Here is a 17422-nt window from a genome sequence, read left to right as displayed (position 1 = left end):
CGAGCATTTTTGCAACGCAGATTGTGCTTCGCACACCGAGCCGCAGCGAGGCGCTTCGGAGCGCAACCGCCGCTTGCGGCGGCTCTTAGCGCGGAGATCCGCAGTAGCGGTGCTTAAGCCGTCAGGCGGGAATTGTGCGGTGTTGCCTTATAGATTGACAGCGCTGCAGGCAGCCGCTACAATAGGAAAAAAGAGCGAAAGAGGGGATACCCGTTGCGCGTCATTTTTGATAAGGAGAAGCTGCTGATTCTGCTGCGGGATTTTTATGAGCTGACCGGCCTGCGCACGGTCATCTTTGATGAATGGGGGATGGACATTCTCTCCTATCCGCAGGAGCTGCCCGCCTACTGCCGCCTGATTCGCCAGACGCCGGAGGGGGAGCTTGGCTGCCGCCACTGCGACCAGACGGCCTGCCTGTGTGCGCGGCGGGAGGGCAAAGCCCGGATTTACCCGTGCCATGCCGGGCTGCTGGAGGCTATTACGCCCATCCTGGTGGACGATGTGATTGTGGGCTATATGCTGCTGAGCCACATTGTGCAGGGCGCGGACGAAAAGGCGGAATGGCAGCGTGCGCGCCAGCTTTGCACCAAGTACGATATTGACGAGGCTACGCTGTATGCGGCCTACTGCCAGCTGCCGCGGACGCCCTACAACCTACTGCGGGCCGCCTGTGATTTGTTGAGCCTGTCGGCGCAGGCCATCTGCCAGGCGCAGATGGCGCGGCTGGTGCAGGGCAACCCGGCTGAACGGCTCAACCGTTACTTGACCGAGCATCTGCAGGAGGATTTGTCCAGCGAGAAAATCTGCGAGGCGATGGGTATGGGCCGCACCGCGCTCTACCGGCTGGCCAAGCAGACCTACGGCTGCGGCGTCAAGGAGTATCTGCGCACCCTGCGCATCCGCCGCGCCGCCGAGCTGCTTGTGACAACCGAGCTTACGAACAGCGAAATTTGCCAGCAAATCGGCATTGCGGATTATAACTATTTCTTCCGCGTATTCCGCGAGCAGACCGGGCTGACCCCGCAGATGTACCGCCGCCAGCTTTCCGGGCGGTGGTAACACCCGAAATCCCGGAATCTATAGGTATCATACCACACCGCACCCCGGATGTATAGGGATGGCTGTTCTTTTTACTGGATTTTTGTTCACGTGGGCGGGGTGGGCAGCATAAAAAAGGCAGGGCACCCCGATGAGGGGGTGTCCTGCTTTTTTGGGGATGATTAAAAAGGTTGCTGCACGCGCTTTCGCCGCGGCGGCTGGGGGCGCTTTGCGGCAGGCCGGAATTTCTGGCAACCGCAGGGTCAGCCCTTCTCGTAAATGCAATGTGTGCCCTGGTGCTGCTGCAGGCCGCCAAGGCATTTCTTGTTGCAGCGCACACAGCGGTGGATTTCCTTGCACTGACCGGCGGCCACCTTGTTGGGCCATGCCGGGTCAGCCAGCAGCTGGCGGCACATGGCGGCGCAGGCAATGCGGCCGGTGGCGAGCTGTTCCTCCACAAAGTCGGGGTCACTCAGGCCGCCAACGCCGGTGATGGGCTTGTCGGTGTAGCGGCGCACCTCATCACAGAATTTCAGGAAGCAGCCCTCGTCTTTGAAATAGGGGTGGTTGCGCGGGGGAATCGTGTCCTCCAGGCTGGAATGGTTCGCCAGCGTCACATGGAAACTGGTGACACCGGCCTCCACAAGCATCGGCACAAAGATGCCCAGCTCGGACTCGACCACACCGGCGTTGCCGTAGTGGGGGTCCTCCTGCCGGACAGCCAGCTTGTAATCGATCGGCAGCTCGGGCAGGCGGCTGCGCACGGCCTGCACGGCCTCCACGGCAAAGCGGGCGCGGTTCTCGGCACTGCCGCCGTACTCGTCGGTGCGGTGGTTGAAGATGGCCGAGCTGAAGCTGCCGCACATTCTGTCGCCGTGAATCTGCACCATATCAAACCCGGCGTCAACGGCCAGGACCGCTGCCTCGCCAAAGCCGTTGATGATGCTGCGGATCTTGCTCTTGGGCAGCTTGGTGATGTAGGGCGCAACCTCGTTGTTCAGCAGGGTGCGCAGTTCCTGCATCGAGATTTTTTTGGTCAGCACGCCGGGCACATATTTGAGCATGGCCAGCATATTGGAGTCAGTCTGGTGCAGCTGGGCGCAGATGCGGCAGTCATAGCTGTGGGCGATTTCGGCCAGCTTTTTGTAGTAGGCAAAGCCCTTTTTGTCGAACAGGGATTTCTCAAACCGGCTTTTGCCCACGGGGACATCCCCGATGATAATCATACCGCAGCCGCCCGCGGCAATGCGGCGGATTCGCTCAAAATACTCCTCCTCGGACACACCGAGGGTGGTGGGGGCAAAGATAATGCGGTTTTTCAGCTCCAGACCACCATAATTGACAGGACTGTTAATTGTTTCGTACATGATGTGGGACTCCTTCCGCGGCTTTGTTCAGCAAAGCCAATAATTGTGATTTTTCCTCCGGCTGCAGGCCTGCCATAAAGGCATCGTCCCAGCCAGAAAAGACCTGATGGGCGGTGGAAAAGGCCTGCTGCCCGCGCTGCGTCAGGTTTAGGGTGTAATGCCGTCCGGATTTTTCCTTGGTGATGAAGCCATCCTCCACAAGGCGGGTGATGCAGCGCTGGCTGTGCCCCCAGTCGAGGGACAGCGCCTTCGTCAGCTCCGAGGGGGTGCAGCCGGGGCACTTGCCGATGTATACAATAAAGAACAAAAGGCCAAAGTTTAGGCCGACCTGTTGGAGCTTTTCGCCTGAGTAGTCAGAAAAGCTACGATATAACAGCGTAATAAAGTAAGAAATGGCTTTCTGATACATTGTGGGAACGGTCAACTCCTTTCATAAGGAAAGTATAGCGCTATTACTTGACTTTGTCAAGTATTTGGGGCAAAAAATATTGCCCAAGGGAGGCCGAGAAGCGTGCGGTTGCCAATAACACTTCCGCTTGCCGCGAAGTTCTCTCCCACAGCCGCCGCGGCAGCCCCCCACAGAGGGGCAAAAGAATCCGCAGCACTTTTAGACCTGTTTGCAAAGGTAAATGCAAAGGTTCATGTTAAGTACTACAAATGTAAATGACAAGCACGGCCGGCCGCGCCGCAGCAAGCGCGATGCGGACAACCACGGCCGGCAGCGCCGCACCAAGCGCGATGCGGACAGGCGCGGCCGACTTGGCGTGCGTGTCTCTGGCATTTCTTCCCTATATTTCGCTAAACTCCGATTTAGCGAAATGTTATAGATTGCATTTGCCACGCTGTTTTTATGCGTATTCCCGCCCGGCTTTGCGGACGGAGCACCTGACAGCGGTTTACCGGCAGGACAACAAATGAACCCCACCGCAGCCGGATTGCAAAATCTGCCCGCTTGCGGTACAATAGAGGCAGTAAACTGTGAAGGAGCAGATCGTGATGGATAATAAAGTGATTCTTGACGTTGTGGTGGATGTGCAGAAGGATTTTATCACCGGCGCGCTTGCCAACCCGGAGGCGCAGACCACCGTGGCGCACCTTGCCGAGACGGCCCGCCGGAACGCCGAGGCCGGGCATTGGATGTTCTTTACCAAGGATACGCACCCCGACAATTACCTCTCCACACGCGAGGGCAAGGCTCTGCCGGTTGCCCACTGCATCGAGAACACGGACGGCTGGAACTTTGCGCCCGAGCTGGAGGACGCCATGGCCAAAACCGAGCCGGAGGTTTCCCACATCTGCTGCAAAAAAACCTTTGGCGATTATATGCTGCCCAGCGATATTCTGGATGAGCTGATGATGCACAACAAGGCGGTCACCGACATTGAGAAAATCATCATTTACGGGTACTGCACGGACATTTGTGTCATCAGCAACGCTATGGTGCTGCGGGCGGCCTTCCCCGAAACGGAAATTGAAATCCAGGCCGACTGCTGCGCCGGTGTAACACCTGAATCGCACGAGACGGCGCTGAACGCAATGCGTGCGTGCCAGTTCAGAGTAAGTGGTCAATAATCCCCCATCAGGTCTAAAAAAGGAGCATTTCAGAATCGAAATGCCCCAAAAATCAAGTGAGATGGCAATATGCAGGGATTGTGTCAGACTGGTGTTGTACAATAAAAGTTGACATAGGAAACTTAAAGAGACAATATGATATTGTCAATATCAGTATGGCCTCGTTGCACAATAAAGATATGGAATATAACGATAATTAGCACGCATATCCTTCGTGTATTCTGACGGTGCAACAAAGCTCCCGTCTTTTCCAAATCCAAAGAACGGATATTCACCGTTTAATTTGTCTTTTGAGTGAACGATCCTACTCCGATAAAGATATTTTTGTGAATCGAGAAGAAGTTCAGGATTTGTTTCCATTTCCTGTAGCATCTTTAATACGTTATTATCTACCGGATTTCGATTTTTGTATTGTATCTCTTTAATAAACTCTGACAGCTTTCTTGAAATCTGCTCACTCGATTGCTTTTTTGAGTATGTATTGTCTCTCATTCTTTATCTTTCAGGCTTTCCAGATATTTTTTTGCATCTTTCATAAAACTCACTGCAATCATCACGATTACAGCACCAATCGGGAATGCCGCAACAATACTCACTGACTGAAGATTGTTCATGGAACTTTCAGCAAACAGCAGAGCAATCGGAAGTAAAATCAGCAAAATGCACCACATCAGCTGAATACCCTTATTCGGCTGTTCACCATCCTCTAGTGTATGATAGCTGTAGCAGGAAGCTGTCAGCGCAATAGAGTCGAAAGATGTTGCATAGAAGGCGATCATCGTCAGAAGCACAACCACCATAACGACTGGTGCGCACGGCATTGTTTTTATAATGCTCACAATCATTCCATAGAGGTCACCGTCTGCCATGTACTGCGCGATAAAATCTGCTTTCCCTGTAACCTGCATACCCATTGAGTAATTTCCCAGCACAATAAAGCTCGTCAGGGTTGAGCCAACACCGAACACATAACCGCCGAGAATCGTCTGGCGTACCGTTCTACCGCGAGATATGTTTCCGATAAAAAACGGAGCTGCCACGCACCATACCATCCAGTATGCCCAATAATAAATCGTCCAATTCTGGGGGAAGCTCGATGTGCGAAGTGGGTCGGTGAAAGTGGACAAATCAATAAAGTTCTGAACCATCTTGCCGAGCGAGGAAAAACCGGTTTCAACAATATAACGTGTTTCTCCACCGAACAGCAGGACAAAGGCAATCAAGCCAAAGAACATATAAATACAAATATTTGCTAGCTTGCTGATTCCCTTAAATCCATGCAGCAAGGAATATGTATATACAGCGCAGGTAATCAGAAGAATAATAATGTTAATTACAGTACGACTAACGGCAACATGGAACAGTTCGCTAATAATGGTCGCCATCAGCGGTGTCGCCACACTGAACGTAGTAGCCGTACCCGCCAATAGAGCGAACACCGCCAACAGGTCAATGATGCGACCTGCCCAGCCATCGGTATGCTTTCCCAAAATCGGGCGGCAAGCTTCAGAATATTTCTGACGATTTCTTTTTCTCACATGGAGCATAAAGCCAAAGGCAACCGCCAGCACCAAATAGAATCCCCACGGAATAAAGCTCCAATGGAACAGCGGATATACGCCTGCCCAATCCTGGATACTACCCATCTCTGCCAGATGTGGATCGGTTGCATACAGCACCCACTCCGAGAACGAATAGAACAAAATATCTGCTGCAAGACCACAGGTAAACATCATGGAGCCCCACGCAAAGAAGGAATATTTAGGCTTCTCATTCTGCTCGCCAAGGACGATGTTGCCATACTTAGAACCAGCAATATACAGAGAGAGGATAAAAATCCCCAATCCAATTACTAAGTAATATGTACCAAAGGTATCACCAAAGAAAAAACGTATCTGACTTAGTACGGCATTCGATTGTTCCGGCGCAAAAAAGAATAGAACACATAATGCAATTACGATTGCCAAAGGCACTAGTGTTATCATCCAGTCTATTTTCCCATGTTCTTTTTTCGTATTCATTTACTTTTCCTCCACATATTTTTTGTAGCTGGCATCCAGATCAATCAACTCACTCAGATTATCCACCTCTATAATATCGTCCTTATTCATAGGACGGATACCTAATTGATACTCCTCCGGGTAACAGAACATCGCCACATCATCCCAGTAGATTTGCCGATTCTTCTTTTGTTCAAACTCAATTTCGAGATGCCGTTTCAGTTTTTTCCCATCATCTGCAGTCCAGCGGGAAATACTGTACAGCTGCCATCCGCCTTTTCCACCTGTCCGGCTACATGCTGTAACAATGCCATTTTCAACAGTCTGAAGCCACTCATCCGTTTCGCCATCTGTCCAAACACTGTTATAACCAGAGCGTTCAAATTCCGGTGCAAGGATTTCAGGATTATAAATAATCTGATCGCCATCCAGAATAATCGCATTTTCAATGTAATCTCTTGCCACGTAAAGCGATGCAATGTTATTACAGGTATCATAGTAAGGATTTTCAATCAGCTTAACACCAGGATACTCCTTTTCAAGTGTCACAAACTGCTCTTTCAGATATCCAACAACAACATAAATCTCATTGATTCCGTTTTTATGTAGTCCACCAATCACGGTATCAATCATCCGCGTCCCATTTACTTTGACCAGCGGTTTCGGTGTTGTCAGCGTTACTGGGTGCATTCGATTTCCCAATCCCGCCGCCATAATAATAGCTCTTTCTACTTTTGGCATTTACTTTTCCTCCCCTTGCTTTTTCAGTTCCTCTTGAACAATTCGGTAGTAATCCTTTGCATATCGGTACTGTCGAAGAGAATATTCGCCAAATTCTACACCAAGATTGCGTTTATATTCACACCAGTTGCTCCACAACAGACCACAGGCTGCAATATAGCAATAAATTTTTATTCTGGTCGCATCATCACAACCTTCTGTAAAGTAAGCAGAAATCAGGCGATCCACCTGACGCTTATTGTAAAGTGAGTAAATACAGAACATTGCCACATCCACATGAGGATCTTGCATTCCTGCATACTCCCAGTCAATCAGTCGGATTTCTTCCCTGCCCTCTTTCTCCACAAAAAGGAAATTGTCCGGCACTGCATCAATATGGGTCAAAACCTTTTCTCCAGCATGTGCATCAATATAAGGCTTCAGTGACAAAATATTTGCTTTTGTTATTTCATAATCCTTATAAGCAGAAGGTGTTCCCTCCCACAGCGTTTCATAGAACTCCATCTGTCCGAAAATATCAAACTCGTGGTTTACTTTCAATTTCAAGTCATGGAACGCATGCAGCCGCTTCATACACTTCTTAACATCTTCGTAGTTCAATGGATCGCATACTCTTGCGCCTTCCAGAAATTCCGTGATCTTGTAGCCATTTTCCGGGTTGATATACGCAATATCATCGCAAATGTGCTTTCCATCAATCGCTTGGTAAACTGCAGCTTCTTGTCGGCGGTTAATCAGCTGATCGGTTCCTTCTCCCGGAATACGCATGATATATTTCTTTCCTTTGCAGGTAAACAGGAAAGAACGATTCGTCATGCCCTTTTTAAGAACCGTAATTTCTGTAACTGCTTCTGGCTTTGCATCCAGAGCCTCACAAATCACCTGAATTGCATCCGTTTTCAACTGATTAGAATCACTGTCAATTTCTCGTAATTGCTCATAGGTGTTAATTTCCACAACGTCTGCGGAATGAACCACACGAGCCGCTACGATCATCCGGTCTTTATTATAAAGTGCTTCCTCCCAGAACGCTCCATCATACCGTTGATTTTTGCAAAGTTCATCAATTCGTTCTGCAACGGTGTCTGCATCCTCTTTCACCAAATAGCAGATACCAATCATTGCATTGCCGCCAGAGCTTTCTGGAACAGTCACAAGTTCCATTTTACGATTAACGCGGACATTACTTTCGTTGTCTACAAGATCGCTGACCATATACCATGAATATAGTTCATGACGATGGAACGGGTTTCGGTCACACCAAATATCACAAGGAATAATGTACGCATTCTCCAAATGTTCTTTTACAAGTTTGACGGAATGCAGATTGTTCTTTGCGGCATAGTCGGCATTAACTACAAGTTCTACTCCATACTCGTCAATCAAATACTCATATTTTTCTTTCATGAAACCTACAACTACATAGATTTCTTTAATCCCCACCTCATGAAGTTGCTTGATGATACGTTCAATCAGAGGCTCACCATTAACTTCCAAAAGACCCTTTGGCATTTCTGTGTTGATTGGAACCATACGCATACCAAACCCCGCTGCCAAGATAATAGCTCGCTGTGGGGTTTTCTGCTTAAACTCAGTTATGGCTTTCACTGTGGGGCGAATCGAATCGTCCAGATACTCAGCTTTAATCAGTTCCTTGAGTGAACGATTTACTACTCCTAACGAATGTCCTGAGACTTCTGCTAAAATCCGTTGATTGATGAAAGGTTCCAGCAAAAGCGTGTTCAGAATATCACTTTCTTGTTTGTTCATGTACTTTCTTCCTTTCGTTCTTATGAACAACGAGCGCGCTCAAACAGCTTACTTCCTATACGGTATAGCAAGCTGTTTTAAGCATAAAGTTATAAACAATTTTCTTCTATAGCTTGAATCTGGTTTTTTAATGAATAGTTTATCACGTAATTACTGCAGTATTCGCTCATGTTTTTATACAATTCTGGGGTTGTTAACAACTCAAGTAATTTTATAGCAAATTCTTCTTCATCTCTTCCAACAAAACCGCAATTTCCATTTTGTGACAGCTCATCTGTACCTGCTACGGGTGTGGAAACAAAAGGCTTTCCAAAATACATTGCTTCAACTAATGTTGTTGGAAATCCCTCACTATGTGAAGTTAAGCAGAAAACCTTGCAGTGCTTATAGTACGCATATGGATTTTTCTTGTATCCAACACATTCAATCTGCGCTTCCAGTTTGTATTCTCTAATTAATCTGACGGCCTCATTAAACAAGACACCCGTACCAAGCATTTTTGCTGTTACAGAAAGCCCCAAATCATTTAATCGTTTAACAATCCGAATAAACTGCAAAGGATCTTTATTCTCGTCAAAACGATTACAATACAGCAGCTGGAAATCCGTTACAGTTCCTTCCGGCACCATACCGGAGAAATCATAACCGTTATATATTTTTATAATTTTGTCTTTGTATTCAGGGAATACAGAAGCAATTGATTTCTCTGTAGCATTCGATATTGCCACAATCTTATTTACAGAGCTTAATGCTTTTCTTTGCTTGTTTCTTAATCTCTTATTTTCCTCCAAATCATAAATCGAACCATGTATCCAAGCTATACGCTTTTGGCTATTTCTGCTCAATAGAAACGTTGGAATAAGGTAATTAAATGATATTTCTACATCATATATCTTTCTAAGATGCATTTTTCTTATTAGACCCGGGAATAATTTAATTAAGGCAGAATTCATTAGTTTATTGTATATTTTTGAAAACACATCCTGTCGCGTAATGTCGACAATCGGAGGCAAAATTTTGATATTGCCATTTACGGGTTCCATTTTATCTGCGTGAAGGTATTCCAGAACATCAATATCGTATTTTTCGTAATCCAGATTGTTAACAATATTTGCAAGTATCTTTTCTGCACCGCCGCCATAACTAAAGGACCAAATAATAAACAGCACTTTTTTCTTTTTCATTTTACATAAGCTCCTGGTAATTACGTTTCCGCATAATTACCTCCTTAATAAATACAACAGCTAACGCTTGAAGGAGGTAAGTAGCAATTACACCGGTCAAGCCATAATGCTGTACGGAGAAGAATAATAGCCCCAAATATCCAGCATTTACAACTAACAATATGGGAATATTGTATTTAACATAGCCCAACGCCATGAAAAGGTTATGGGTACCCATCGAGGAATTTGAATAACAACTATATCCAATGTACAGAATCAAAGGAATTACATACTCGTTTGGATTACTAATGAGATATTTCAGCCAAAGGGAATGTGTTGCTACTACGAATATAGTACTGACGCTAAAAAGCGATAACATAATCAGCTTTAAACGATTGGATAATTTTCTTGCACTTGCGACATCTTTCTGCGAAATCATCTTATTCATTTCAGGATAGATTACCTGACTTATTGGATCTCCTAATTTATTTATTACAGATCCGATATTTCCGAACACACTATACACGGATGTGGCTTCAAATCCTAAATATTTATTGATGATCAGTGATGTAATTTGATTTACCGGCAAATCAATGGTTGAAGTCAAATTGCTGTATAAGCTAAACTTTAAAAAGTCCGGACACCATTTTAGTTTTACTTTATAGAAGTCAAGTAACTTATGCTGAGCCAGAGTTTTTAGAGTATAAAAGTTCATTAGTAAAAATTTTGCCGCGTTCGCTATACAGTCTACTAAAAAAAACGCTTTAAAATCACACCTGAGTACAAAGCACCCCAAGAAACCTACACATCGTATAACTGCACAAGATATATTAGACGTTACAACGTACTTATAGTTTTCAAAGTGCCTTAGGACCCCAATTGTTGTTCCTTGAAAATAGAGCATATAAACACATAGATAGAAAATACAATACTCTGATATTGCACGATCCCAACCCATAATATTGATCACAACGTCCTTTAGTATCACTCCAAAGAACAAAGTTGCTACAAGGCAAAATGCATCCAACATTACAGCCCACTTAATATAAATCTTTTCGGACTCGTGATCATTGTCCCTCTCGGCTTTGGCTAAGTACTTAATTAAGGATTGAAACGTTTTAAACGAAAACAAGCCATAAAACAAATTCGTATATGTCTGAACGGCAACAAGAATACCGTGTTTATATGAACCAATTGCGTTAATTATAAATATGGTTGCCAAAAAGCCAAATACAGAGCTTATTCCTTCGCCAGAAAAAATCAGCAAGAAGTTTCTGGCAAGGTGACTCTTAAATATTCGGTCCTTAATATTTTTGATTTTTTCTTTCATGTGTTACAGCCATTTCCTTTACGACTTCTCTTACAGAATCATATTGTTCACAGAAAATTTTTCACGCTCTACAGAAGGAAAATCATATAGATATTGTGACAATTTGCTTTCAATATAATGTGCTTCGTTAGAATATTCCATATTCCTATTAAATATTTGTGTGTTCTTTTTTGATTTTTCCGGAACAAATTTAGTCATTTTGTCCTTATGCAAAGTTTTCGGAATATCTAGAAAAGAAAGAACTTGAAAAACAGAACTATCATAATTATAAACCAAGTCTTCAAAGTGAATTCTTAATATATTTTTGTTTTCCACCTGTTTTTCGGCCTGCCGCATCTTACTATAATTGCTACAGAATTTCTCTGCATCAAATGAATATGGAACAGTCGCATTCGCTTTTCTCCAGTAATATTTGTTCAGAAGAAAAACATCCCTTGGATCACGATCAACCACAATCACCTTACAATTATCTTCGAAGTAATTCTCTATTCGATACAGGTTATGCGGCAAAACAAACTGATCTAATATTATATTCGAATTCGATATTCCCATTTGCAGGAAAAATTTGTCCAGTAAAATCTTTGCTCTCGAATAGAACTCGGACGGAGTCGTGTATGAAAGCCACATTTCCTCATACCTTAGACCCGGCTTTGGTACCACTTTTCCAAGCGATATTAATTTTATGATCTTAGCCAAGGTTTTCTCTATATATATTTTTGCATTAGGGTTTTCTTGATAATACCAATAGACATCCTTAGTTCTTTCATCCATGAGCGAGCTGATGAATTCCTCGCACCAGCTCATAAAATCAGGACCAACCTTGTCCTTATAATCAGCAACCCAATAATATTTATTGGTATATAACGTTTTCATACAACTATAAAATGTATGAAGGGCTTCGTCACTGCGAAGAGCATTGTTTCCCTTTAAGAGTTTGTCTTCCAAATCAAATACTCCGTTAGGGCAATGCATAAAAACATACTCAAAGTTTCCGTTGGAGCAAGAGTATCCGTCTACCTCACTCAGAAGATCTGTTACAGCGGACGAACCCGAACCCATATAACCTGTTGGTATAACAATTTTGTTCTTCATATGGTTACCTCTTGACTTTATAATAGAATAGGATTTAATTCCTCTGGCTCGGTGAAGTATCTTATGTTTAATCGCCAATCTTTTAAATACTGTCGCAAAGCAGATTGTTGACATTTTATGATAGCTCGTATTATATGTGCCTTGTCCATCCTAGTTTAAATTGTTTTGAGTGGTAATATACTTCTCTCTTTCCTTCATTTTCAGATGCTCAATCAGATTCCTATAAAAGTACTTGTTTCTAATAATTCGAAAGAGATCATATATTCTGACTAAATTGAATTTTTTAGTCTTCATATTAGCCTTTATAAATTCATACATTTCGAGAGTTGCAAAATCGTCTTTATATTTGACTGAATTCAAGTACTTCTCCAGCATTTCCACAGACGGAACATTTTGATAGGCTCCATTGTCAATAAGATAGTACATTGTCAGCTTTTGTCGGATGTTTGCCTTACTTGAAACACTCTCTGTACGAATTCTATAATACAACCCATATGCAGGCATATTACCTATTTTAAACCCATTTTGGATTGCCCTGAGAATGAAGTCAAAATCCTCGCAAGCATAAACTAATCTATATCCGTTTAATTTTTCGAATACTTCTCTTTTCCCAAGCCACGTTGGATGTAAGACACAGCCTCCATATAATTGATATTCTTTGATTTTTTCATGAGCGGTTGGGACGTTTAAATATCCTATTTCTTTCCCATTTTCATCTATTTTTATAGCATTACACCCTACCATATCGTAGCTTTTTACCTGTAAAAATTCGAGCTGCTTTTCTAAGCGATCTTTTGTTGCAATATCATCCGCATCCATTCTTGCAATATACTTGCCGATGGCGTTCTTCAATCCAGCATTAAGTGAACTAACAAGTCCAATATTGCTTGGGTTGACTATATATTTTATTCTTGAATCTTCTCTTGCATATGCAGCAAGCAAGTCTGCCATATCTGCTCGCTTTGGATTGTCATTTACGATAATCAATTGAATGTTTGTATATGTTTGAGACAGTATTGACTCTATGCTAAGTTTTAGATATTTCAGTGGCTCATTATAAGTACATAACAGGACACTTATTATTTCCATCAAATTTCCTCTCAATCTTTTTTGGCTGGAATAACTTTTATGATTATCTCTTTAAGTCAGGTTGTTCAAAGGTCGAACAATAGGGTTCTTAAAGAGGCAGCATATAATCAGCAGTTGTAAAAACGGCGGAGTTTCATCATGCTTCTCAAAAGCAAACTAACTCTTGCAGTATTCATCGCTAATTTCAGCAGCGAGAATACATACCATGAATATCCTGCGAAGAAACGCTGACCACAAACGGCTTTGTATATACAGTCGATTTTTCCTCCACGCAGTGCTTGATAAGTTCCTCCACAATAACCAAGATGTTCTGCTGCAAAATACTTCTTCTTTCTCTCGACAGAAAGTCTGTCTCCTTTACTGTGCGTCACCCGGCATAAGCAGTAGCAGGTAGCGATAGAACTCTGTGTGCCCCAGTAGTAAGTTTCATTAGCTGAATACATAGTTTACCAGTAAGGCAACTCTAGATTGGGTTATAGATATTTTACTGGAAACCATATCTAAATACATTCTATCACAAATAATTCAACTAATACCGTAAAGAACCCCATTAGTGTTTGCCTGCATCTTTAATTTCTTTCTTTGCCAATTCGTAATTTGCACTTGATTTTAGGCAAATTTCTTATACCTATTATAATAAATGGTAAGCACTCGTAACTTAATAAGTCATTATCAATTGTGTTTGCTACCACAACTGCTATAAATGCCGCTTTTTCCATCATGCTTATATTTGGCTTTTTTTGATATGCATGAAGCACCATCCATAAAAATAGTAGCATTGCTATTCCATAGCGAACTACCATATACATATAAGCACTGTCCAAAACCACGCCATTGTTCATATAACCATCTATATAGACCGGTGTGTTCGTGTAAGCATTATAGTTCATAGTGTTCACAATAGGTATACCATAGCTTTGAAATGCTGAAGCTGCCAGCATACTTCTATTTGTAAATATTTGATCAAATGCATACCAATAATTCAACAGGACTCCTTTATATCGAAGATATCCCGGTAGAATGGAAAAAACTATACATACAAAAACGATCCAACTGGATACCAAATTAAGCGGCTTTTTAATTTTGTTTTTAATTCTTTTATCTCTTAACAGTAATGCTAACATTGATAATCCTACCGTTATCACTACTGCATTTCGGCTTTTGCAAATGCTATATAAGACTATTCCTATAAGTGAAAGCACTCCTATTTTTTTCATATTTCTATTGGTAGAAATACAATATGTCATCATATAAAACACAATCAGCGGTAAGCATGCGCTATGAACAAATCCTAAAGAGTGTCGTGCTTCTGTGCTAAAATCCGTTCTATATGTCAAGCAATCCGAAAGTATCCCTAATGCACATAACACCAATGTTAGGCTAGTCATACCTACTATAGTTTGCATAGACACATTATATATAACCTTTTCATCAACATCACAAAAAACTTCCGCAATCAGAATCACGATAAACCAAAAAAAATCTCCCGTAAGAAGAAGCGTCAATGCTCCACATAGCACTCCAAATACAACCCAAGCGAACCCCTTCTTTTTCCAACTTTTGCCCACCACTGACAGCACCAGTAAAACCACAACAGTCGCTTTAATTGCTTTGACAATTGGGGCTATATTTCCTGTTTTGAATGCCATATCCTCTAAAAAAAGAGCAATCATAAATGGAACATAGCACAAAATAAACATCTGTTTTTTTCTTTTAACATTCACTTGACTCATCACCTGTATATAATCAGCTTCCTTAATTCCACCTTTTATTTAGTTGTCGTACCCTGATTACCATTTTTCTAGGCAATCTCATTATCAGCAATGCTATTTTCAACTTATTTCTTGCCTTCGAATTTTTTAGAGTTTCTTTTTTGTGCAGTTCAATATATTCTCTGCAATAATTTATATCGTTTTTAAATCTTTCGTCTCCTGATTCCGTAAGGTATACTCTTAAGCAATTTGTCACCTGGTAAGTGTGTACGGCCAAACTCAATTCTTTAGATTTATATTCATATCGACGTAGTAATTCTTTGCCGATATCTATGATGTCAAGATCTTTTTCAGAAAAAAGTTTTGTTGTAATACTATTGGCTCTATGCCTATATCCATAACATTCTTGTTTGGAATAAGGCACTTTATCCACACATTCAAAGACATCACTCAAGAACAAATTATCCTCATACAGAATTCCGGATTTAAATCGGATGCCACTGAGTATACTGGCACTATACAGCTTGCCGCATGCAGATGTTGAAATTTCTTTTTGATATAGAAAATCACAAATAGCTTCTTCCCTATTCAATAATTTATCTTTCGTACTTCCTTTAAAATCGGGCCTTTTTCCATCCGTGAAATGACAGATAGATTCAACCGCTATATCTGCATTATATTTTTTGCATAGCTTATATAGCGATTCTATAGCGTTGAATGAAAGTAAATCATCGCTATCTACAAAGAGTATGTAGTCGCCTGTTGCTTTTTCTAAGCCGACATTCCGAGTATCTGACAGACCACTGTTTGCCTTTTCGTAGTAAGAGATCCTTTTGTCTTTTTCTGCAAGCTCAAGACAAATGGCTTTACTCTTATCGGTGGATCCATCGTTTACAAGTATTACCTCAATATTTTTATACGTTTGTTCCAAAATGCTTTCTACGCAAGAGCGCAGATATTTTTCGACATTATATACAGGAACGATTACTGAAATTAGGGGTTGCTCACTCATCATAGTTTCCCTCGTATGCTACTTTTGTAAACACATCTTCATACTGCTTGCAGATTTTATTCCATGTGTACTCTTCCGCCACACGTTTCTTGGCTCTCCGGCCCATCTCTGCAATCTCATCTGCACTCATTTGGTCTGCCTTATCAATCAATTTTGCAAGGCTACCCGGGTTACGGCTCCAGTACAAAGCGCAATCCTCCGCCACTTCTTTATTGAACCCAACATCGACCAGTAGATTCAGGTCCGTGCTGCCAAGAGCCTCAATCAGCGAAGGATTTGTACCGCCCACTGTATGTCCATGGAAATATGCATAGGCATTTTCCCGAATCTTTTTTAAGAGTTCCTGGTCATACACTGTACCAACAAACTTAATCCTCTTGTCGCTCTTGAAATGAAGTTTTTCTTCCAACTCATTCAAGAATTTATCGTTCACATTCGTAATGAGCGCAAAATCTTTCTTGCTATTGCACTTCATAAACTCTCGAATCATAACTTCAAAAGAATTTTCCGGCACAAAGCGGCCGACGACAAGGTAATAGCCTTTCTTCGTCAATCCTTTTTCCTTGTACCAATTCACTAGCTTTTCGTCATCATCGGCTAGCTTACTGAGCGTCAAATCTGCACCATAGGCAATAAACGTGGTTTTCGGATTTCTGCCTTTGATTCCTTTTCCGTCATAACACTCATGGATATACTTCTCAATGTTGACGGAATCACAAATTGCAAGGTCGCAATATTTGACCATCATCTGTTCAGAAATCTTCCAATACTTACGAATCGGAGCCGACCACTTTGCTCTCATCCACTCATGGCCATCTGGATTCAAGTAAACCGTGCCGCCAAGTTTATGGATTTCGTGATAAAAATGCCTAGCAAATGGTCCAATTCGGCAAGCCATTATGTAAACGATAGGATGAGGAATGCAATTCTTTTTGATATGTTCGCAGCAAGCTTTTAATGCAGCCACATCATAATAGATTGCCTGTGCGGGACCAATTTGTGGAACATCAATCTTAAAGCAATGTGCATTATGAAGCTCAAATTCATGGTCATTGATTTTAGTTACGCCCTCAAATTTGCTCTCATCCATACACCCATCGCCATTGGCTTTGCAAGCAACGTGATACTTAATATTGTCTTTATTCTGGTGATACTCTGTAAGTTTATATACAAACGTTTCGTATCCTCCGTAGGCTCCCATAGACTTAGCGCCTACTAAGTAAACATGTTGTACATTTTTCTTTGACTTCATTCTCTACCCCATCCTCAAAATTCTTTTATATGCTATACGCAAACAAAATCACAGTAAAGCACACCATGTTCTTGGTATTTTGTTGATTTTTGTGAATCAAAACAGCGGCTTTTCAAAGTGGCCTCCCCAAAACCAATGAATTCTGCCTTCTTGTAACTATTTTGACAATAAATATACAGATTAAATTTTATCACAAAAGCCATAGCTTTTCAATATGTTATCCATATGTTTACAAAAAATGCACGTTCCAAGGCTGTATTCATTAAACAGGCTCTTGATATTTC

15 protein-coding genes are annotated in these 17422 nt (G+C 42.5%); 2 read left to right on the top strand and 13 right to left on the bottom strand.

The window, feature by feature from the left end:
- The first annotated feature begins 213 nt into the window (after nucleotides 1-213).
- Nucleotides 214-1059, top strand: a complete 846-nt coding sequence (locus tag NE623_RS10785; protein ID WP_256272453.1) for a PocR ligand-binding domain-containing protein — start codon at nucleotides 214-216, stop codon at nucleotides 1057-1059.
- Nucleotides 1060-1301: 242 nt separating this feature from the next.
- Here NE623_RS10785 and bilR read toward each other — a convergent pair whose 3' ends face one another.
- On the bottom strand, nucleotides 1302-2405 hold the full coding sequence (gene bilR / locus NE623_RS10780; RefSeq protein ID WP_256272452.1) for a bilirubin reductase: 1104 nt from the start codon (nucleotides 2403-2405) through the stop codon (nucleotides 1302-1304).
- Nucleotides 2389-2814 carry a bilirubin utilization transcriptional regulator BilQ gene (gene bilQ, locus NE623_RS10775; protein WP_256272451.1) on the bottom strand — a complete coding sequence of 142 codons (426 nt, stop codon included), beginning with the start codon at nucleotides 2812-2814 and terminating at the stop codon, nucleotides 2389-2391. The genes bilR and bilQ overlap by 17 nt, the downstream gene beginning before the upstream one ends.
- Before the next feature lie 587 nt (nucleotides 2815-3401).
- Here bilQ and NE623_RS10770 point away from each other — a divergent pair.
- Nucleotides 3402-3977 (top strand): cysteine hydrolase family protein, encoded by a 576-nt coding sequence (locus NE623_RS10770; protein ID WP_256272450.1) that lies wholly within the window; start codon nucleotides 3402-3404, stop codon nucleotides 3975-3977.
- A gap of 488 nt (nucleotides 3978-4465) precedes the next feature.
- On the opposite strand, the gene NE623_RS10765 is transcribed toward NE623_RS10770, so the two are convergent.
- From NE623_RS10765 to cps2T, 11 genes are all read right to left on the bottom strand, one after another.
- Nucleotides 4466-5998: a BCCT family transporter gene (locus NE623_RS10765; RefSeq protein WP_256272449.1), complete on the bottom strand. Its 1533-nt coding sequence runs from the start codon at nucleotides 5996-5998 to the stop codon at nucleotides 4466-4468.
- On the bottom strand, nucleotides 5999-6718 hold the full coding sequence (locus NE623_RS10760) for an NTP transferase domain-containing protein (protein ID WP_256272448.1): 720 nt from the start codon (nucleotides 6716-6718) through the stop codon (nucleotides 5999-6001).
- A complete protein-coding gene (locus tag NE623_RS10755; protein WP_256272447.1) occupies nucleotides 6719-8488 on the bottom strand; it encodes an NTP transferase domain-containing protein in 1770 nt (589 codons plus the stop codon).
- An 89-nt stretch (nucleotides 8489-8577) separates the two neighbouring features.
- Nucleotides 8578-9672: a glycosyltransferase gene (locus NE623_RS10750; protein WP_256272446.1), complete on the bottom strand. Its 1095-nt coding sequence runs from the start codon at nucleotides 9670-9672 to the stop codon at nucleotides 8578-8580.
- A gap of 1 nt (nucleotide 9673) precedes the next feature.
- Complete coding sequence (locus NE623_RS10745; protein WP_256272445.1) at nucleotides 9674-10981, bottom strand: lipopolysaccharide biosynthesis protein; 1308 nt, start codon at nucleotides 10979-10981, stop codon at nucleotides 9674-9676.
- Nucleotides 10982-11011: 30 nt separating this feature from the next.
- On the bottom strand, nucleotides 11012-12073 hold the full coding sequence (locus NE623_RS10740; protein WP_256272444.1) for a sulfotransferase: 1062 nt from the start codon (nucleotides 12071-12073) through the stop codon (nucleotides 11012-11014).
- Between the two features lie 150 nt (nucleotides 12074-12223).
- Nucleotides 12224-13162, bottom strand: a complete 939-nt coding sequence (locus tag NE623_RS10735) for a glycosyltransferase family 2 protein (protein WP_256272443.1) — start codon at nucleotides 13160-13162, stop codon at nucleotides 12224-12226.
- Nucleotides 13163-13346: 184 nt separating this feature from the next.
- Nucleotides 13347-13481 (bottom strand): hypothetical protein, encoded by a 135-nt coding sequence (locus NE623_RS10730; RefSeq protein ID WP_256272442.1) that lies wholly within the window; start codon nucleotides 13479-13481, stop codon nucleotides 13347-13349.
- Between the two features lie 250 nt (nucleotides 13482-13731).
- On the bottom strand, nucleotides 13732-14886 hold the full coding sequence (locus NE623_RS10725; protein WP_256272441.1) for a hypothetical protein: 1155 nt from the start codon (nucleotides 14884-14886) through the stop codon (nucleotides 13732-13734).
- A 31-nt stretch (nucleotides 14887-14917) separates the two neighbouring features.
- Complete coding sequence (locus NE623_RS10720) at nucleotides 14918-15889, bottom strand: glycosyltransferase family 2 protein (protein WP_256272440.1); 972 nt, start codon at nucleotides 15887-15889, stop codon at nucleotides 14918-14920.
- Nucleotides 15879-17138 (bottom strand): beta 1-4 rhamnosyltransferase Cps2T, encoded by a 1260-nt coding sequence (gene cps2T, locus NE623_RS10715; RefSeq protein WP_256272439.1) that lies wholly within the window; start codon nucleotides 17136-17138, stop codon nucleotides 15879-15881. The genes NE623_RS10720 and cps2T overlap by 11 nt, the downstream gene beginning before the upstream one ends.
- Nucleotides 17139-17422: the final 284 nt, after the last annotated feature.

The sequence above is a fragment of the Gemmiger formicilis genome (assembly GCF_024462815.1).
In the GTDB taxonomy this organism is placed as follows: domain Bacteria; phylum Bacillota; class Clostridia; order Oscillospirales; family Ruminococcaceae; genus Gemmiger.
The sequence above is the reverse complement of the archived record's forward strand: the minus strand, read 5'-3'. Positions and strand labels throughout refer to the sequence as shown.